General features: G+C 68.1%; 20 protein-coding genes. 7 read left to right on the top strand and 13 right to left on the bottom strand.

Features of this window, described 5'->3' with window-relative positions; genetic code table 11:
- Positions 1-56 precede the first annotated feature (56 nt).
- A complete protein-coding gene (locus MPE_RS05610; RefSeq protein WP_011828717.1) occupies positions 57-725 on the bottom strand; it encodes a Crp/Fnr family transcriptional regulator in 669 nt (222 codons plus the stop codon).
- 219 nt (positions 726-944) lie between these two features.
- Here MPE_RS05610 and trxB point away from each other — a divergent pair, with 219 nt between their 5' ends.
- The 3 genes from trxB (at position 945) to rpmG (ending at position 2,508) form a co-directional block, all read left to right on the top strand.
- Complete coding sequence (gene trxB / locus MPE_RS05605; protein WP_011828716.1) at positions 945-1,895, top strand: thioredoxin-disulfide reductase; 951 nt, start codon at positions 945-947, stop codon at positions 1,893-1,895.
- Between the two features lie 195 nt (positions 1,896-2,090).
- Positions 2,091-2,324 carry a 50S ribosomal protein L28 gene (gene rpmB, locus MPE_RS05600; RefSeq protein WP_011828715.1) on the top strand — a complete coding sequence of 78 codons (234 nt, stop codon included), beginning with the start codon at positions 2,091-2,093 and terminating at the stop codon, positions 2,322-2,324.
- Positions 2,325-2,340: 16 nt separating this feature from the next.
- The gene (gene rpmG / locus MPE_RS05595; protein ID WP_011828714.1) at positions 2,341-2,508 is read left to right on the top strand and encodes a 50S ribosomal protein L33; all 168 of its coding nucleotides are present in this window, start codon (positions 2,341-2,343) and stop codon (positions 2,506-2,508) included.
- Positions 2,509-2,644: 136 nt separating this feature from the next.
- Here rpmG and MPE_RS05590 read toward each other — a convergent pair whose 3' ends face one another.
- The 4 genes from MPE_RS05590 to MPE_RS05575 all read right to left on the bottom strand — a co-directional run bounded on the left by MPE_RS05590 (position 2,645) and on the right by MPE_RS05575 (position 7,245).
- Positions 2,645-3,868, bottom strand: coding sequence for a DesA family fatty acid desaturase (locus MPE_RS05590; RefSeq protein WP_011828713.1), 1,224 nt, complete (start codon positions 3,866-3,868; stop codon positions 2,645-2,647).
- A 127-nt stretch (positions 3,869-3,995) separates the two neighbouring features.
- Entirely contained in the window at positions 3,996-5,255 is a 1,260-nt protein-coding gene (locus tag MPE_RS05585; protein WP_011828712.1) for an RsmB/NOP family class I SAM-dependent RNA methyltransferase, read from the bottom strand.
- Positions 5,256-5,305: 50 nt separating this feature from the next.
- The gene (locus tag MPE_RS05580; RefSeq protein WP_011828711.1) at positions 5,306-6,076 is read right to left on the bottom strand and encodes a LytR/AlgR family response regulator transcription factor; all 771 of its coding nucleotides are present in this window, start codon (positions 6,074-6,076) and stop codon (positions 5,306-5,308) included.
- A complete protein-coding gene (locus MPE_RS05575) occupies positions 6,073-7,245 on the bottom strand; it encodes a sensor histidine kinase (protein ID WP_237706372.1) in 1,173 nt (390 codons plus the stop codon). The genes MPE_RS05580 and MPE_RS05575 overlap by 4 nt, the downstream gene beginning before the upstream one ends.
- 41 nt (positions 7,246-7,286) lie before the next feature.
- Between MPE_RS05575 and argH the strand changes: the two genes are divergently transcribed.
- Positions 7,287-8,690: an argininosuccinate lyase gene (gene argH, locus MPE_RS05570; protein WP_011828709.1), complete on the top strand. Its 1,404-nt coding sequence runs from the start codon at positions 7,287-7,289 to the stop codon at positions 8,688-8,690.
- 43 nt (positions 8,691-8,733) lie between these two features.
- On the top strand, positions 8,734-9,612 hold the full coding sequence (locus MPE_RS05565) for an alpha/beta hydrolase (RefSeq protein WP_011828708.1): 879 nt from the start codon (positions 8,734-8,736) through the stop codon (positions 9,610-9,612).
- 22 nt (positions 9,613-9,634) lie between these two features.
- On the opposite strand, the gene MPE_RS05560 is transcribed toward MPE_RS05565, so the two are convergent.
- From MPE_RS05560 to rpsP, 6 genes are all read right to left on the bottom strand, one after another.
- Entirely contained in the window at positions 9,635-10,624 is a 990-nt protein-coding gene (locus MPE_RS05560; RefSeq protein ID WP_011828707.1) for a CobD/CbiB family protein, read from the bottom strand.
- Positions 10,625-10,685: 61 nt separating this feature from the next.
- Entirely contained in the window at positions 10,686-11,369 is a 684-nt protein-coding gene (locus MPE_RS05555; protein ID WP_011828706.1) for a CoA pyrophosphatase, read from the bottom strand.
- A gap of 99 nt (positions 11,370-11,468) precedes the next feature.
- Entirely contained in the window at positions 11,469-11,822 is a 354-nt protein-coding gene (gene rplS, locus MPE_RS05550; RefSeq protein ID WP_011828705.1) for a 50S ribosomal protein L19, read from the bottom strand.
- An 87-nt stretch (positions 11,823-11,909) separates the two neighbouring features.
- On the bottom strand, positions 11,910-12,680 hold the full coding sequence (gene trmD, locus MPE_RS05545) for a tRNA (guanosine(37)-N1)-methyltransferase TrmD (protein ID WP_011828704.1): 771 nt from the start codon (positions 12,678-12,680) through the stop codon (positions 11,910-11,912).
- Between the two features lie 22 nt (positions 12,681-12,702).
- The gene (rimM, locus tag MPE_RS05540) at positions 12,703-13,284 is read right to left on the bottom strand and encodes a ribosome maturation factor RimM (RefSeq protein WP_011828703.1); all 582 of its coding nucleotides are present in this window, start codon (positions 13,282-13,284) and stop codon (positions 12,703-12,705) included.
- Positions 13,285-13,330: 46 nt separating this feature from the next.
- Positions 13,331-13,591 (bottom strand): 30S ribosomal protein S16, encoded by a 261-nt coding sequence (gene rpsP / locus MPE_RS05535; RefSeq protein WP_011828702.1) that lies wholly within the window; start codon positions 13,589-13,591, stop codon positions 13,331-13,333.
- A 187-nt stretch (positions 13,592-13,778) separates the two neighbouring features.
- Between rpsP and MPE_RS05530 the strand changes: the two genes are divergently transcribed.
- Complete coding sequence (locus tag MPE_RS05530) at positions 13,779-14,351, top strand: GNAT family N-acetyltransferase (RefSeq protein WP_011828701.1); 573 nt, start codon at positions 13,779-13,781, stop codon at positions 14,349-14,351.
- Positions 14,348-14,788 carry a TM2 domain-containing protein gene (locus MPE_RS05525; protein ID WP_011828700.1) on the top strand — a complete coding sequence of 147 codons (441 nt, stop codon included), beginning with the start codon at positions 14,348-14,350 and terminating at the stop codon, positions 14,786-14,788. The genes MPE_RS05530 and MPE_RS05525 overlap by 4 nt, the downstream gene beginning before the upstream one ends.
- 9 nt (positions 14,789-14,797) lie before the next feature.
- On the opposite strand, the gene MPE_RS05520 is transcribed toward MPE_RS05525, so the two are convergent.
- A complete protein-coding gene (locus MPE_RS05520) occupies positions 14,798-16,333 on the bottom strand; it encodes a malonate--CoA ligase (protein WP_041929959.1) in 1,536 nt (511 codons plus the stop codon).
- Positions 16,334-16,386: 53 nt separating this feature from the next.
- Positions 16,387-17,175: an enoyl-CoA hydratase/isomerase family protein gene (locus MPE_RS05515; RefSeq protein WP_011828698.1), complete on the bottom strand. Its 789-nt coding sequence runs from the start codon at positions 17,173-17,175 to the stop codon at positions 16,387-16,389.
- Positions 17,176-17,189: the final 14 nt, after the last annotated feature.

Here is a 17,189-nt window from a genome sequence, read left to right as displayed (position 1 = left end):
TGTCGGACTGTTGGGACGCGACGGCATCCGCGCCCGGCTCTGGCGACGCCCGAACATCAACGGTGCGCCAGGCGCTCCATGATGTGCACCGAGCCGTTCTCCTGCGTCTGGATGAAGCCGCGCTCCTCCAGGTCCTTCATCACGCGGCTGACCATCTCGCGCGAGGCACCCACCACCTTGGCCAGATCCTGCCGCGAGACCTTGTTGCGGATCAGTTTGTACTCGGCGCCTTCTTCCGACATGTCGAGCAGCGCGCGCGCGACGCGACCGTACACATCCAGCAACGCCAGCGACTCGATCTGCCGGTCCGCGGCACGCAAGCGGGCGACGAGGCCGCGCATGATCGCGTAGGACAGGCTGGAGTTCTCCGGCAGGCAGCGCGCGAATTCGGGGCGCCCGAGCACCAGCACGTCGCACTGGACCTCGGCGCGCACGGTGGCCGAGTGCGGTTCGTTGTCGATCAGGCTCATCTCGCCCAGGTAGTCGCCGGGCTGCAGCACGGCGAGGATGACTTCGCGGCCGCGCGCATCGGCCGTGACCACGCGCGCCCGGCCGGTCAGCAGGATGTACAACGCGTTCGACTTGGTGCCCTGCTCGACGATCACTTCGCCGCGGCGGTAGCGACGCTTGACCACGCCCTCGGCGATGGACTGCGCCTGCTCGCCGGTGAGCAGCGAGAACAGCGGCACGCGCCGGATCAGGTCGAGGTTGGACAACATGGCCATCGCGGCATCCTTCGGTCTGGTTGGACTATCGAGGCCATTGGCCCCCTTGACGCGGACTGCTCGCAGCTCTACCTACAATTCCGTCCTGCGCTGCAAGCCAGCCCCGGGCTGTGAAATCTTACCGATGCGAACTCTAACCGACGGTCAGCGCTTACCAACACGGATCGTCGCCGATTTGGCCCCCCAACAACGTCTTCACCTGCCTTCGAGCCCTCCGCCATGACCACTCCCCTGCATGCCCGCGTCCTGATCCTCGGCTCCGGTCCGGCCGGCTACACAGCTGCCGTCTACGCGGCCCGCGCCAACCTGGAGCCGGTTCTGATCACCGGCATGGCCCAGGGCGGGCAACTGATGACCACCACCGAGGTGGACAACTGGCCGGCCGACGTGCACGGCGTGCAGGGCCCGGAGCTGATGCAGCGCTTCCTGGAGCACGCCGAGCGCTTCAAGACGCAGGTCGTGTTCGACCACATCAATGCCGTCGATTTCTCCAAGCGACCCTTCACGCTCACCGGGGACTCGGGCCGCTACACCTGCGATGCGCTGATCCTGGCGACGGGCGCCTCGGCCATGTACTTGGGCCTCCCGTCCGAGGAAGCCTTCATGGGCCGCGGCGTCAGCGGCTGCGCCACGTGCGACGGCTTCTTCTACCGCGACCAGGAGGTCTGCGTGATCGGCGGGGGTAACACCGCCGTCGAAGAGGCGCTCTACCTGTCGAACATCGCCAGCAAGGTCACGCTGGTGCACCGGCGCGACAAGTTCAAGGCCGAAGCCATCCTGGTGGACAAGCTGATGGAGAAGGTCGCGGCCGGCAAGATCGAACTCAAGCTCTTCCATGTGCTCGACGAGGTGCTGGGCGACAGCAGCGGCGTGACCGGCGTGCGCCTGAAGAACACCCAGACCGGCGAGACGCAGGACCTGATGCTCAAGGGCTGCTTCATCGCCATCGGCCACCGGCCGAACACCGAGATCTTCCAGGGCCAGTTGGAGATGAAGGACGGCTACATCATCACCCGTACCGGGCTGAACGGCTTTGCCACGATGACCAGCGTGCCCGGCGTGTTCGCGGCCGGCGACGTGCAGGACCACGTCTACCGGCAGGCCATCACCAGCGCCGGCACCGGCTGCATGGCCGCGCTGGACGCCCAGCGCTTCCTCGAACAGGGCTGATCGTCCGCTCGACGGCCTGGGATCGTCGAGACTGGCAGAGTTCTGGCTATAATCGCAGTCTTTGCCGAACAGGGCCCGGTGCCTTGGGCCCGCGCTGCGCGGGCTGCAGGCCCGGAAGGGTACGCATCAGGCGGGTTGCCAGTCACCTCACCTGCTCTGCGCACTGTGTTGCATCACATCGAACGGAGAAGCGTCATGGCGCGCGTCTGTCAAGTCACGGGCAAGGGCCCGATGGTGGGGAACAACGTCTCCCACGCCAACAACAAAACCAAGCGTCGCTTCCTGCCGAACCTGCAGTACCGCCGCTTCTGGCTCGAGACCGAGAACCGCTGGGTGCGCCTGCGCGTGACCAACGCGGCACTGCGGCTCATCGACAAGGTCGGCATCGAACAGGTCGTCTCCGACCTGCGTGCCAAGGGCGAACTCTGAACCCCGGGAGCTGATCATGGCAAAAGGTGGACGCGAAAAGATCAAGCTGGAATCGACAGCCGGCACCGGTCACTTCTACACGACCGACAAGAACAAGAAGCTGCATCCCGAGAAGATGGAGCTGATGAAGTTCGACCCAAAGGCGCGCAAGCACGTCGCCTACAAGGAAGTGAAGCTGAAGTAAGGCTTCGCGCGGTCGCGAAACCCGCCCGGCCTCTTGGCTCGGCGGGTTTTTTGTTGTCCGCCCATTCGCAATCCTCCGTGCCGCCCACGAAAAAGGCGCCCGCAGGCGCCTTGTTTCGTTCAGCCCGATCAGCGCCTCAGGCGTGTGCGGAACGCAGTCGCAGCGCAAACTCCTGCAGCGCGGCGATGCCGCTCTCCTCGGCCTTCTTGCACCACGCCTGAAGATCGGCCACGAGTTGTTCGGCCGACACGTTGGTACGGGTCCACAACTGCCGCAACTCTTCGCGCATCGTGACGAGCTTGTCGAGCACCGGGTGTTCCGCGCGCGCCGTTTCCACTTGCAGGCGCACGGCTTGCGGAATGCGATCGTCATCACGGTGCAGCCAGCGATGCGCCAGATGAAGCTGGTTCCACTTCGGCGAATGCTGCTGGCCTTCGGCCTTCAGGCGCGCCAGTTCAACGCGACAGGCCGCCTTCAATTCACGGCCGTAGCCCGCCATCAATTCATAACGATGGGCGATGATCGCCTCGAGCGTCTGGCTGTCCGCCACCGGCCGGATGGTGCCGAGCGCCAGCTTCGGCGCCGTCTTGCGCACTGAAGCCAGACCGCACTTGACCAGCACCGAGATATAGACCCAGCCGATGTCGAACTCATAGGGCTTGATCGAGAACTTTGCCGAGGTCGGGTAGGTGTGGTGGTTGTTGTGCAACTCCTCGCCGCCGATGATCACGCCCCAGGGCGACACGTTCGTCGAGGCATCGGGCGCCTCGAAGTTGCGGTAGCCCCAGAAGTGCCCGAGGCCGTTGATGATGCCGGCCGCGTTGATCGGGATCCACATCATCTGAACGGCCCAGACGGTCAGACCCGCCGCGCCGAACAGGAACACGTTCACCAGCAGCATGACACCCACTCCCTGCCAGCTGTATCGGGTGTACAGGTTACGCTCGACCCAATCGTCGGGCGTGCCGTGGCTGAACTTGCTGAGGGTCTCGGCATTCTTGGCCTCGGCGCGATAAAGCTCCGCCCCTTCGAGCAGCACCTTCTTGATGCCACGCGTCTGCGGGCTGTGCGGGTCGTCTTCGGTCTCGCACTTGGCGTGGTGCTTGCGGTGGATCGCCACCCATTCCTTGGTGACCATGCCGGTGCTCAGCCACAGCCAGAGACGGAAGAAATGCGCCACGGCCGGGTGGAGATCCAGCGCGCGATGGGCCTGCGAGCGGTGCAGGTAGATCGTCACCGCGGCGATGGTGACGTGCGTGAACACGAGCGTGCACAGCAGCACCTGCCACCAGGTCGCGTGCAACCACCCGTGGGCCAAGCCGTTGATCGCGCCATTCCACATCGTCGAAACCAGTTCCATCGCCATCCTTTGAATTGCCGCCGCATTGTAAATGTCGGCTTGCTGAAAGGCCCGGGGAAACTACGGACTTTCCCGGGGTTGTTTGCCTTGGAGCAAGTTCTGCGGCGACTGTTTCAATGGAATTTCTTTATTTTTTCAGCCAAATTGCTGCAAAAAAGCCATCCGTTGCGTGCCGATGAGGCCAAAGACGAAGAAAGCCATCCTGCACCAGCGTCCCTGCATCGCCGACCTTGCAACACTCCAGAACCGGCTGGACGGCCAGTGCTTCGAAGCCTGGATGCTCTGTGGAGAATGCCTCGGCGATGGCCTCGTTCTCGCTGGCCAGCAGGCTGCAGGTGGCGTAGACCAGCCGCCCGCCCGGTTTGAGCAGCCGTGCCGCACTGGCCAGGATCGCTGCCTGCTTCACGCGCAGTTCCTCTATCGCCTTGGGCGACTGGCGCCACTTCAGATCGGGGTTGCGGCGCAGGGTACCCAAGCCGGAACAGGGCGCATCGACCAGCACGCGGTCGATCTTGCCCGACAGCCGCTTGATGCGGTCGTCACGCTCGTGAGCGATCTGCACCGGGTAGACATTCGACAGGCCGCTGCGCGCCAGACGCGGTTTCAGTGCGTCGAGCCGATGCCCGGACACGTCGAAGGCATAGAGGCGGCCCGTGTTGCGCATCATCGCGCCGAGTGCCAGCGTCTTGCCCCCCGCTCCCGCGCAGAAGTCGACCACCATCTCGCCGCGCCGCGCCTCGGTCAGCAGCGCGAGCAACTGGCTGCCTTCGTCCTGCACCTCCACGTCGCCGCGCTTGAAGAGCTCGAGCTTGTTCAACGCCGGCTTGCCCCGGATTCGCAGTCCCCAGGGCGAATGCGGCGTGGCGCCGGCCTCGATGCCGGCCTCGGCCAGGGCCGCCGCCACATCCTCGCGCTTGGCTTGCAAGGCATTCACGCGCAGATCGAGCGGCGCAGCAGCATTGAGGCTGGCCGCCAGTGCCCAGAACTCAGACTCGCCCAGCACGCCCTTGAGCGGCGTCGCCAGCCAGTCCGGCAGGTTGTGGCGCAGTTTCTCGGGCAGGGTGTCGACGTCGATCGCCCGCGCTCGCGCCAACCACTCGCGCTCCGGCGGTGAAGCGTGGGCCTGCAGAATGCCGTCGCCGCCCTGCCAGCCCAGCAGGACCAGACGTCGCTCCATCGACCCCTGCCCGGATTGCGCCAGGTGCTGGAACAACAGGCGCCGGCGCAGCACCGCGTACACGGTCTCGGCCAGCGCATGGCGCTCCCGATGGCCCAGGCTGCGGTGCTCGCGAAAGTAGGCCGATACCACGCCGTCGGCCGGCGCGTCGAGCTTCAGAACGGCTCGCAGCAGTTCACTGGCGAGGTCGAGCAAGGCGGATGGATGCATTGCACCGATTATCCGTGGCGCCCTCGCCGCAGCCGCCCGGCGTGCGCGCGCTACAGACCGCTGGCCGTCAACGCTTCGCGTACCGCACCGACCTGGCGCCGCGACACGGCGAGCCACTCGCCGGAGGATCCGACGCGCACGGCCCATCCTTCGGCGCCCTCCTCCTCGCTGGCGCGACGTTCGAGCGCGCTGACCGCGGCCTTGGCGACGATCGCATTGCGGTGCACGCGCAGGAAGCTGTCGCCGAGCCGCTGTTCGATCTCGCTCAGCGCATCGTCCAGCACGTAGGTGTGCGTCGCGGTGCGCAGGGTCACGTACTTCAGCTCCGCCTTGAGGTACAGCACATCGGCCACCGGCACACGCACCAACCGTCCCCGCTCGCTGACCACGATCACCGGCAGCACCGTCGCCGTGGCCCCCGGCGCTGCCGAGCGTCGCGCCACCCGAACGAGCGCCGCCTGCAACCGCTCGCGCCGCACCGGCTTGGTCAGGTAGTCGGTCGCCTCCAGTTCGAAGGCGCGGAGCGCATGCTCGGCGTGAGCCGTCACGAACACCACCGCCGGCGGACGCGGCAGGGCCTGCAGCCGGGCGGCCAAGGCCGTGCCGTCGAGCCCGGGCATCTGGATGTCGAGCAGCAGCACGTCGGCATCCTGCCGCGCCAGCCAGTCGAGCGCCGCCTGCGCCTGGCCCAGTTCGCCCGCAACCTCGGCGGCCGGGTCGCCGCCCGCCGACACCTCCCGCACCAGTTGCGCGAGCCGCAGGCGCGCCAGCGGCTCGTCATCGACGATCAGCACACGCAGGGGCGCAGCGGGGGTGTTCATAGCGGCACGGTGATCTGCACGCGGTACACGTCGCCGTCCCGTCCGGCCTGGAAATGCGCCGCCACGTCATGCATCAGCCGCAGGCGCTCGTGCACGTTGCGCAGAGCGATGCCATGCCCCGGCACCGAGGCCTGCTGCGGCACGCTGTTGGCCACGAGGATCTCGACCTGGCCTCGCCGCAACCGCGTCCTCACGCGCAACAGGCCGCCGGCCGCGGCCGGCTCGACGCCGTGCTTCACCGCGTTCTCGACCAGCGGCTGCAGCAGCAATGGCGGCAATCGGGCCGCATCGCCTGCGGGATCGATCTCCCAGCGCACCTGCAGCCGATCACCGAAGCGGATCTGCTCGATCGCCAAATAGCGGCGCGCCAGCTCGACCTCGTCGCGCAGGGTCGCCGCAGCCTGGCTGCCGGTGTCGCTCAGCGCGACCCGAAACAGCTCTGCCAGGTCCTCCAGCACGGCTTCCGCGCGGGACGGATCGACACGGACCAGCGCGATCGCCGTGTTCAGCGTGTTGAACAGGAAGTGCGGCCGGATTCGCGACTGCAATTCGGCCAGCCGGGCCCGCGTCGCGGCTGGCTGCTCCAGCCTCGCTCGCTGCCTCAGCCATTGAAAGAACGCGGCGGCCATCGCGGCCCCGGTGGCGGCCCCGGCCGCCGCGTGCAGGCCATCCACCGCCCGGGGGTTGGACCACTGCATCCAGCTCCAAAGCCACCATGCCGCGGCACTGCATGCGCCACCCCACAGCGTGGCCAGCGTCCATTGCAGCGCCACCGATCGCCGGGCCAACCAGCGCCGCGCCAGGCAGGCCGTCAGCAACCACCACATCAAGGCCGGCATCGCGACGCCGGACGCGATGGCGAACTGCAGGCCCCACTGCGCGATCTCGCTGACGCTGAACGCCGTACCCAGCGCCAGCACGCCGTGCACGAACAGCAGCGCGCGCAACACCACGCCAACATGGCAGACGTCAAAAGCCAAGCGCTCGGGCACGACCGCAGGCCGGCCGGGATCACGGCCGCTGTCAGGCCCCAACGCCCCGAACCCGGTGCTCAACAGGGCGGTGTCGACCGCCGCGGCGATCTCGCCACCGTCGGGTCGGGTGGCAGGATGGGCGGCAGGCATCGGGGGGGTCACGAGGGGCAGGCTCCTACAATCGATTGTCCACAACCTGCACGACCCGCAGCAAGCACCGCCCGGCGGGTCCGGTCATGAGCAACGACAACCAACTCGACAAGAAATCCCAGGCCTGGTCGGCGCTGTTCTCCGAACCGATGAGCGAGCTGGTGAAGCGCTACACCGCCAGCGTCGATTTCGACCAGCGCCTGTGGCGGGCTGACATCGACGGCTCGCTCGCCCACGCCGAGATGCTGGCGGCGCAGGGCATCCTGACGGCTGAAGATCACGCGGCCATCGTCCGCGGCATGGCGCAGGTCGTGGCCGAGATCGAATCGGGAGCGTTCGAGTGGAAGCTCGACCTCGAGGACGTGCACCTCAACATCGAGGCGCGCCTGACCCAGTTGGTCGGCGACGCCGGCAAGCGGCTGCACACCGGGCGCTCGCGCAACGACCAGGTCGCGACCGACGTGCGCCTGTGGCTGCGCGGCGAGATTGACGCGATCGGCGCCTTGCTCTCGGCGCTGCAGCGTGCGCTGGTCGACGTGGCCGAGCCGAATGCCGAAGTCATCCTGCCGGGCTTCACGCACCTGCAGGTGGCCCAGCCGGTGAGCTTCGGGCACCACCTGCTGGCCTATGTGGAGATGTTTGCCCGCGATGCCGAGCGCCTGCTCGACGTGCGCCGGCGCGTCAACCGGCTGCCGCTCGGCGCCGCCGCGCTCGCCGGCACCAGCTACCCGCTCGACCGCGAGCGCGTCGCCCGCACGCTGGGTTTCGACGGCGTGTGCCAGAACTCGCTCGACGCGGTGAGCGACCGCGACTTCGCGATCGAGTTCACCGCTGCCGCCTCGCTGTGCATGGTGCACGTGTCGCGTCTGAGTGAAGAGCTGATCCTGTGGATGAGCCAGAGCTTCGGCTTCATCGACTTGGCCGATCGCTTCTGCACCGGTTCGTCGATCATGCCGCAGAAGAAGAACCCCGACGTGCCCGAACTGGCACGCGGCAAGACCGGCCGCGTCGTTGGTCACCTGATGGCGCTGATCACGCTGATGAAGGGCCAGCCGCTGGCCTACAACAAGGACAACCAGGAAGACAAGGAACCACTGTTCGACACGGTGGACACCCTGAAGGACACGCTGCGCATCTTCGCCGAACTGGTGGGCGGCATCAGCGTCAAGCCCGAGGCGATGGAACGCGCCGCGCTGAAGGGCTATGCGACGGCGACCGACCTGGCCGACTATCTGGTGAAGAAGGGCTTGCCGTTCCGGGATGCCCACGAAGTGGTCGCCCATGCGGTCAAGACCGCGATCGCCCAGGGCCGCGACCTGAGCGAGCTGCCGTTGCCGGCCCTGCAGGCCTTCCATCCGGCGATCACTGACGATGTCCATGCCGCGCTGACGCTGCGCGGCTCGCTCGATGCGCGCCAGGTGCTGGGCGGCACCGCGCCGGCGCAGGTGCGATTCCAGATCGCACGGCATCGCACACGGCTCGGTAGCTGACCCGGTCCGCATCCAGGCGCCGGCGACGCGCGTACCTCTACGAATGAACTCGCGACGTACGTTGCTGCGGACCGGCGGCCTGACCGGCCTGGCGCTGGGCCTGACCGCCTGTGCGCCGACGCGTGTACTCAATGCGCTGGCTGACTCGGATACGTACACGCTGAAGGCCGACTTGCCCTACGGCCCGGACCCACGGCAGCGCCTCGACATCTACACGCCGACCCGCGCGGCGACCCGCGCGGGCCACCCGGTCGCCCTGTTCTTCTACGGCGGCTCCTGGAACAACGGCGAGCGAGCCGATTACCGCTTCGTCGGCGAGGCGCTCGCCTCGCGAGGCGTGCTGACCGTCATCGCCGACTACCGCCTCTATCCGCAGGTGAGCTATCCCGATTTCCTGCGTGACTGCGCTGCGGCACTGGCGTGGACGCTGGGCGAGACGCGTGGACTGGGAGGCGATGCCGGCCGGGTCTTCGTGATGGGTCACAGCGCTGGCGCCTACAACGCCGCGATGCTGGCGCTCGACCCGCGCTGGCTGGCCGCCGAGCACTGCACTCCGCGGCAGCTGGCCGGCTGGATCGGCCTGGCCGGGCCCTACGACTTCATCCCGATCGTCAACCCCGACGTGCGCCCGGTGTTCCATCACCCCGAGGTTCCACCCGAGTCTCAGCCGATCCGGTATGCCGATCGCGCCGCGATCCGCAGCTTTCTCGGCGCGGCCGCGAAGGACTCGTTGGTCGACCCGCAGCGCAACACCATTCAGCTCGCGCGTCGCCTCGAGTCACACGGCACGAACGTCAGCCTGCATCTCTACGAGCGAGTGAATCACGTGACACTGGCGGGCGCGCTTGCGCGCCCGCTGCGCTTCCTGGCACCGGTGCTGGACGACGTGGACGCCTTCATCAAGCAGCCGCCAATGGCCTGACGAGGCCCCCCGCCGCCGCGCCTCAGCCGATCAGGTTGGCCAGGCTCAGCAAGGCCAGCAGCAGCATCCACAGCACCACCGAGCGCCATACCAGGCCCACCACGCTGCGAAGGTGGCCGAGTTCCGGTGCGAGCCCAGGCGTCGAGCCCACTGCATCCGTGTCCTGCCGGTTGGCGCCGGTGGCGAAGTCCTTGGATTGATCGGTCTGCAGCGGCGGCGGCGCGCTGCCGCCCAGGCGCACACCGACCGCACCGGCTGCCGCCGCCAGGATGGTGCCGTCGTTCCGTGACCGCCACAGCCCGGCATCGCGTCGCCAGCATTCGATCGCGGCCTCGAAATCTCCGACCACCGCGAAGCCGAAGGCCGTGAGGCGCGCCGGCAGGTGGTCGATCCAGGCGAACAACTGCTGGGAGCGCTGCATCAGCCGCTCGTTGATCGGCACTCCCACTGTGCGGCTGCGGAAGGCCCAATAGCGGCTCGAGAACTCGGCCAGGCGGTACAGCACCGCGCCGGCCGGACCCAGACCGAGCGTGGACAGCAGCACGAACCAGAAGAACACGCCGAACACATGGCGATGCGCCGCGACCAGCGAATGCTCGATCACGTGCCTCAGCAGTTCGGTGCGCGGCAGGTCGCTGGCGTCGAGCTGACGCCACTCAGCCAGCAGCCGGCGGGCTTCGATCTCGTCGCCCCGCTCCAGCGCGTCGCGGATGTCGGTGAAGTAGTGGCTGAACTGCCGGAAACCGAGCGTGAGGTAGAGCACCAGCACGTCCCACACCAGCGCCAGCAGGATGCTGAAGTGCGCCAGTGCGAAGTGCACCGCGAACACCAGCAGCGCGGGCAGCACCACCGTAATGATCCAGACAACCCAGGAATGGTGATCGCGCCCGGCATCGAAGTTGCGGCCGGTCCACCGGATCCACACCACCATCGCGTCGTGGATGCCGTTGCTGCGTGGCAGGGGATGAAGTTGCTCGATGACGAGGGCCAGCAAGACCGCGAAGAAACTCATGGGTCGATGATACCGAGGCGCCCGCCTCGCAAGACGCGGACGACGGCGAGCTGCCGCGTCGTCAGGCGCTGAGGAAGCGGTAAAAGTTGCGCAGCATCGCGGCGGTCGCGCCCCAGATGAAATAGCCCGGGGACTCGGGGGTCGGGTACCACGGCATCGAGTAGAACGACCTCTGGCCGCCCGGGCCTTCGAACAGGTGGCGCTGATGGTGCGCGGGGTTCATCAGGAAGGCGAGCGGCACCTCGAACACCTCGGCCACCTCGAAGGGATCGGGCCGGGCCGTGAAGCCGGGCTCGATCAGTGCAACGACCGGCGTGACGACGAAGTTGGTGACCGTGGTGTAGATCGGCAGCGTGCCGATCACCTCGATGTGTCGGCGCGGCAGGCCGACCTCTTCCTCGGTCTCGCGCAACGCCGTCGCGATCGCATCGGCGTCCTCCGGCTCGGCGCGGCCGCCGGGAAAGCTGATCTGGCCGGCGTGATCGGTCAGGTGGTCGGTGCGCTGCGTCAGCAGCACCGCCGGACCTCCGTCGCGGACGACGAGCGGCAACAGCACCGAGGCGTTGGCGGGCTCCCGATCGATGAGCCGCCCATCGCCCGGGAACTCGACCTGCCACGCGGGGGGCGCGAGGAAGCGCTGCCGCAGTGCCGCCGGCAGGAAGCGATCGAGCGGCACGGCAGAAAGGTGTGAATCGCGCCCGACCACCGGCACGGCCCTGGGATCGATGATCGGAATGCGTTGCATGGAAGTGCGAGCTTAGGCGTTCGGGAACGAAAAAGCCGCCCGGAGGGCGGCTCTTGGTGAGGCAGTTTTTGACGCGACCGCGAGCGGCTGACCCAAGGGTCAGGCGAGCTTTTCCTTGATGCGTGCCGACTTGCCGCTGCGCTGGCGCAGGTAGTACAGCTTGGCACGGCGCACGTCGCCACGGCGCTTGACTTCGATCGACGCGATCAGCGGGCTGTAGAGCTGGAAAGTCCGCTCGACGCCTTCGCCACTGGAGATCTTGCGCACGATGAACGAGCTGTTCAGGCCGCGGTTGCGCTTGGCGATGACCACGCCTTCGTAGGCCTGCAGGCGCTTTCGCGTGCCTTCGACGACGTTGACGCTGACGATCACCGTGTCGCCCGGCGCGAAGGCCGGAATGGTCTTGTTCAGGCGAGCAATCTCTTCCTGCTCGAGGGTTTGGATCAGGTCCATGGGTTCTCCAAGTGATCGTGCCCGCGCCGCGTTCCCTGGCAAGGGAGCTGTTTTGAATGGCCGGGTAGAGGATCGAAAAGCCTTAGATTATAGGCCAAGTCCCGGCAGCGACTGCAGGTAGCGTTCGTCCGCCTTCGTCAGCCGCCCCTGGGCGCGGGCAGCGGCGATCAGATCGGGGCGGCGCCTGGCCGTCAGTTCCAACTGCCGCTCGCGCCGCCAGCGGGCGATCTCGGCATGATGGCCGGACATCAGCGTCGCCGGCACGCCGTCCGCGGCGGCGTCTCCCAGATGCTCCGGGCGGCTGTAGTGCGGGCAGTCCAGCAGGCCATCGGAAAAGCTGTCCTGCTGATGCGAGGTCTGGTCGTTCAGCACGCCGGGCTGCAGGCGCGCCACGGCATCGACCAGGGCCAGGGCCGGCAGTTCGCCGCCCGACAACACAAAATCGCCGAGGCTCAGTTCCTCGTCGACATGGCGGTCGATGAAGCGCTGATCGATCCCTTCGTAGCGACCGCATACCAGGACCGCGCCTGCCTCGGACGCCAGCGCTTCGACGCGCCTCTGCGTGAGCGGCGCGCCGGCCGGGCTGAACAGCAGGACCGGCGTGCGAGCGGCCCCTGCAGCGGCTTGGTCATCGCGCACCGCGGCCAAGGCGCGCTCCAGCGGCTCGACCAGCATCACCATGCCGGGGCCACCGCCGTAGGGCCGGTCATCGACGCGGCGGTAGGCATTGTCGGCAAAGTCACGGGGCTGCCAGAGCTTCAGATCGATGGCGCCGCTCTCGAAGGCGCGGCGCGTCACGCCCACGGCCTGGAACGGAGCGAACAGTTCGGGGAACAGCGTCAGGACGTCGAAGCGCATGGCGAGGAGGCGCGCAGTCGACTCAGAAATCGAGACCCCAGTCAACCGTGATGCAACGCTGCTCAAGGCTCACCGCGTCGATGTAGGCCGCGACGAAGGGAATGAGCCGCTCGCGTTCCAGCGACCGGCCCTGGTCATCCGTCTCGACCTGGGTGACGCGCAGCACGCTGTGCGCCCCTGTGTCCAGCAGGTCGGCCACATTGCCCAGAGCCTGCCCTTCGCGATTGACGACAGCCAGCCCGATCAGGTCGATCCAGTAATACTCGTCGACGTCGGCAGTGGGAAAGCTTGCGCGCGACACGAACACGCTGCAGCCCCGCAGGGCCTCGGCGGCGTTGCGGTCTGCGACATCCTGAGCGGTAGCCACGATCACATCACCCTGCTCGCGGGCGTTCGTGATGCGCAGCAGCGTCGGCAGCGGCTTGGCCGCCTTCGGCCCCATGGGCTTCTCGGGCGGCCGCAGGAACCAGCGGCGCGACGAGAACAGCGCCTGGGGATCGCTGGAGAAGGGCAGCACCTTGATGCCCCCCTTGATCCCCCAGGCATCGACGATGCGCCCGACCTCGATGGCATCCTCGGGCCAGACGACCTCGTCGTCGAGCACGGAGGCGCTCACAGTGCGGCAGGCGTTCGTCGCTGCAGCAGCGGCATCAGGCCGCCGGCGCGACCTTGGCCTTGGCGTCCTTCACCAGACGCGCGACAGTCGGCGACAACTGGGCGCCGTGGCTGACCCAGTGGTCGATGCGGTCGAACGCGACGCGCAGCGGCTCTTCGCCGCCGGCCGCGACCGGGTTGTAGAAGCCGACGCGCTCCAGGAAGCGGCCGTCGCGACGGATGCGGGCCGGGGCGGCGACGATGTTGTAGAAGGGGCGCTTCTTGGAGCCGCCACGTGCGAGTCGGATCACGACCATGTTGTTTCCTTGAGTCTGGTTCAGGATCCACGTCACCCGGGACACGCGGGGCCGGCGAATCGGTTCATCGGCAGCTCGCGCTGCCCGTGCTCGGCGTCGTAGATACGCTCCGGGCCATCGTCGCGCATTGCTGCACGGCAGATGGACGAAGCCGCCACCGAAACCGCGCATTATAAACTCGTTCCCGATGAGTGCCACCTACCCTGCCGCTGCGCTCCTGCTGCGGCCCAGCGCCGCCGCCGACCTGCCGGCCCTCACCGCCCTCTATGGCTGGCATGCCCGGCATGGCAGCGGCACCTTCGAGCTGGAGGGCCCGAGCCTCGAGGAGATGGCCCGGCGCCGAGACGACGTGCTCGCCAAGGGCTTGCCCTGGCTGGTGGCCGAACGCCACGGCGACCTGCTCGGCTATGCCTACGCAGCGCCTTTCCGCCCGCGCCTGGCTTACCGGTTCGCACTCGAGGACTCGATCTACCTGGCCCCGCACGCACACCGCCAGGGTGTGGGCCGGGCGCTGCTGGCGGAGCTGATCGCCCGCTGCGAGGCCTGGGGCGCGAGGCAAATGTTCGCCGTGATCGGCGACAGCACCAATGCCGCGTCGATCGGCCTGCACCGCGCGCTCGGCTTCGCCGATGTGGGCACGATGCACGCGGCCGGCTGGAAGTTCGACCGTTGGCTCGACGTGGTCATCATGCAGCGCAGGCTCGGCGACGGCGATGCCACGCCGCCTTCGGATTGCCCCCCGGCAGGAGGCCGTTCATGATCCCGCGCTCCAAGACGCTGGCGACCTGGCTCGCCTTCATCGCCGGCAGCATGGGCCTCCACCGCTTCTACCTGCACGGACTGCGCGATGCCTGGGGCTGGCTGCACGTGCCGCCGACGCTGCTGGGCCTGTACGGCGTGGAGCGCATGCTCGAACTGGGGCAGGACGATCGCCTGGCCTGGGCGCTGATCCCGCTGCTGGGCCTGGCGCTGGCCGCGAGCATGCTGGCCGCGATCGTCTACGGCCTGACGCCAGACGAACGCTGGAACGCGCGCCACAACGCCGGTGCGGCTGTCCGCCCGAGCGGCTGGCTGGTGGTGTTCGGTGTGGTCGGGGCCGTGTTCGTCGGCGCCACCGTGCTGATCGCCACCATCGCCTTCAGCGGGCAGCGCTACTTCGAGTCCCAAGTCGAGGCCGGGCGGCAGATCAGCCAGTGAGCTGCCGCCTCAGGCGGCGCTCACGAACACCCCGGCATGCTGCTGGCGCAGCAGGTTCTTCTGCACCTTGCCCATCGCGTTGCGCGGCAGTTCGGCCATGACGAACACCCGCTTGGGCAGCTTGAACGCGGCAATGCGCGACTTGAGTTGCGTCACCAATTGCGCCCCGTCCACCCCGGCGTCCGACCGCGCCACCACGACGGCCACTACCGCCTCCCCGAAATCCGGATGCGGCACGCCGATCACCGCCGACTCCGCGACGCCCGGCAGTTCGTTGAGGTAACCCTCCACCTCGGCCGGATAGACGTTGTAGCCACCGCTGATGATCAGGTCCTTGCTGCGGCCGACGATCGTCAAGTAGCCCCGCTCGTCGAGCCGCCCAACGTCGCCGGTCCTGAACCAGCCGTCCGCGGTGAACTCCTCGGCTGTCTTGTCGGGCATGCGCCAGTAGCCCTTGAACACATTCGGCCCCCGCACCTCGACCCCGCCCACCTCGCCCGCCGGACAGTCCTTGCCGGCATCGTCGACCACGCGCAACGCCACGCCCGGCAGCGGCCGGCCGACGGTGCCGCCGATGCGGTCGCCGTCTTCCGGACGGCAGGGATTGGAGGTGAGCATCGCCGTCTCGCTCATGCCGTAGCGTTCGAGGATCGTCAGGCCGGTGCGCGATTGCCAGTCCCGGAAGGTCTCGATCAACAGCGGCGCCGAGCCGGAGATGCACAACCGCATCCGGGCGCAGGCGGCGCGTGTCAGCGCGGGGTCCTGCAGCAGCCGCACATAGAGCGTCGGCACACCCATGAACACGGTGGCACGCGGCAAGCGCTCGATCACCGCGGCGGGATCGAAGCGGTTCAGCCACAGCATCCGGCTGCCGTTCAGCAGGGCGCCGTGGCAGGCGACGAACAGGCCGTGCACGTGGAAGATCGGCAGCGCGTGGACCAGCACGTCGTCGGGCCGCCAGTCCCAGTAGCGCTGCAGCGTGCGCGCGTTGCTCAGCAGGTTGCCGTGGCTGAGCATCGCGCCCTTGCTGCGCCCGGTCGTCCCGGAGGTGTACAGGATGGCGGCCACTTCGTCGGTGCCCACCCGCGCCGGCTCGTGCCGGTCGTCCTGCTGCGCGGCACGCTCCAGCAGCGTGCCGCTGCGGTCGTCGTTCAGCGTGAACACATGACCCACACCCCGCCGGAACGCCAGCTTGCTGATCCAGGGGAAGTTGCGGGTAGCGCACACCACCACGTCCGGCTCGGCGTTCTCGATGAAGTAGTCGAGCTCGGCCTGCTGGTAGCCATTGTTGAGCGGCAGGTAGACGAAGCCGGCGCGCAGCGTGGCCAGATAAAGCAGCAGCGCCTCGACCGATTTGTCGGTGTGCACGGCGATGCGGGCGCCGGTCGGCAGTTCCAGCGACACCAGTAGGTTGGCGATCATCGCGGTGGCGCGCTCGATGTCGCGCCAGCGGTAGACCAGCCCCCCGTCGGCCTCGATCGCCACGCCGTCCAGATCGGCCGGGAAGCCGGCGCGCAACGCGACGAACAGGTTGTCGTTCTTCATGAGCGGATTCCGTTCCACATCAAGGTCATCGAGGTGCGCCGTGGCCGCCCGCGTCATACCGGATCGTCCGGAAACACCGGCCGGCGCCGATCCAGGAAGGCCTGCACGCCTTCGAGATGCGTTGCGCTGTCGGCATAGCCGAAGTGTCGCGCGCGCTCGGCGTCTGTCGGCCCGCCGCTCAGCAACTGGCGCAGCGTGCGCTTGTTGGCACGCGCCACCGACGCCGGCAGCGCAGCGATGCGCCGAGCCGTGGCGGCGGCCTCGGCTGCCACGTCGTCCACGACGCGCTGTACCAGGCCGCGCCGCAGCGCCTCGTCGGTGTCCAGCAGGCGGGCCTCCAGCAGCAGTTCGGCCGCGTTCGCCCGGCCCACCGCGCTCAGCACCACCGCAAGTTCGTCGGGCGCCATCGGAAAGCCGAGATGGGCGATCGGGATGCCGAAGCGCGCGCCGCGCCGGGCGATGCGCAGGTCGCAACAGGCGGCGATCTCCAGGCCGCCGCCGATGCAGCCCCCCTCGATCTGCGCCACGAGCGGTACGTCCGTCGCGAGCAGCGCGTGCAGTGCCGGCGCGACCAGGCGCTCGTGGTAGTCGCGCAGCGCCTGGGTGGAGAAGCGGTGCGCCGGGAACTCTGCGATGTCGGCTCCGGCCGCGAAGTCGCCGCCCTCGCCACGGACGATCACCGCGTGCAGCGTCGGCTGCAGCGCATCCAGCGTCGCCGCCAGCGTCCCGAGCTCGCGCCACATGGCGACGCCGATCGCGTTGAGCTTGCCCGCGTTCGACAGCGTCAGGACGCCGATGCGGGGATCGGCCGGATCCCGCGCGAAATGCAGGCTGCCGCTCATGCGGGCCAGCGGAC

Origin of the sequence: Methylibium petroleiphilum PM1 (genome assembly GCF_000015725.1) — a bacterium.
Classification (GTDB): Bacteria; Pseudomonadota; Gammaproteobacteria; order Burkholderiales; family Burkholderiaceae_C; genus Methylibium; species Methylibium petroleiphilum.
This window is presented reverse-complemented; position numbering and strand designations above follow the sequence as displayed.

Bases quoted from the DNA above. Each gene is read 5' to 3' on its own strand.
- argH (WP_011828709.1), top strand. From the start codon at position 7,287: ATGAGCAACGACAACCAACTCGACAAGAAATCCCAGGCCTGGTCGGCG.
- rpmG (WP_011828714.1), top strand. From the start codon at position 2,341: ATGGCAAAAGGTGGACGCGAAAAGATCAAGCTGGAATCGACAGCCGGC.
- MPE_RS05560 (WP_011828707.1), bottom strand. From the start codon at position 10,624: ATGAGTTTCTTCGCGGTCTTGCTGGCCCTCGTCATCGAGCAACTTCAT.
- MPE_RS05580 (WP_011828711.1), bottom strand. From the start codon at position 6,076: ATGAACACCCCCGCTGCGCCCCTGCGTGTGCTGATCGTCGATGACGAG.
- MPE_RS05525 (WP_011828700.1), top strand. From the start codon at position 14,348: ATGATCCCGCGCTCCAAGACGCTGGCGACCTGGCTCGCCTTCATCGCC.
- MPE_RS05520 (WP_041929959.1), bottom strand. From the start codon at position 16,333: ATGAAGAACGACAACCTGTTCGTCGCGTTGCGCGCCGGCTTCCCGGCC.
- rplS (WP_011828705.1), bottom strand. From the start codon at position 11,822: ATGGACCTGATCCAAACCCTCGAGCAGGAAGAGATTGCTCGCCTGAAC.
- MPE_RS05565 (WP_011828708.1), top strand. From the start codon at position 8,734: ATGAACTCGCGACGTACGTTGCTGCGGACCGGCGGCCTGACCGGCCTG.
- MPE_RS05515 (WP_011828698.1), bottom strand. From the start codon at position 17,175: ATGAGCGGCAGCCTGCATTTCGCGCGGGATCCGGCCGATCCCCGCATC.
- MPE_RS05530 (WP_011828701.1), top strand. From the start codon at position 13,779: ATGAGTGCCACCTACCCTGCCGCTGCGCTCCTGCTGCGGCCCAGCGCC.
- MPE_RS05590 (WP_011828713.1), bottom strand. From the start codon at position 3,868: ATGGAACTGGTTTCGACGATGTGGAATGGCGCGATCAACGGCTTGGCC.
- rpsP (WP_011828702.1), bottom strand. From the start codon at position 13,591: ATGGTCGTGATCCGACTCGCACGTGGCGGCTCCAAGAAGCGCCCCTTC.
- MPE_RS05555 (WP_011828706.1), bottom strand. From the start codon at position 11,369: ATGCAACGCATTCCGATCATCGATCCCAGGGCCGTGCCGGTGGTCGGG.
- rpmB (WP_011828715.1), top strand. From the start codon at position 2,091: ATGGCGCGCGTCTGTCAAGTCACGGGCAAGGGCCCGATGGTGGGGAAC.
- trxB (WP_011828716.1), top strand. From the start codon at position 945: ATGACCACTCCCCTGCATGCCCGCGTCCTGATCCTCGGCTCCGGTCCG.
- MPE_RS05585 (WP_011828712.1), bottom strand. From the start codon at position 5,255: ATGCATCCATCCGCCTTGCTCGACCTCGCCAGTGAACTGCTGCGAGCC.
- trmD (WP_011828704.1), bottom strand. From the start codon at position 12,680: ATGCGCTTCGACGTCCTGACGCTGTTCCCCGAACTGTTCGCTCCGTTC.
- MPE_RS05610 (WP_011828717.1), bottom strand. From the start codon at position 725: ATGGCCATGTTGTCCAACCTCGACCTGATCCGGCGCGTGCCGCTGTTC.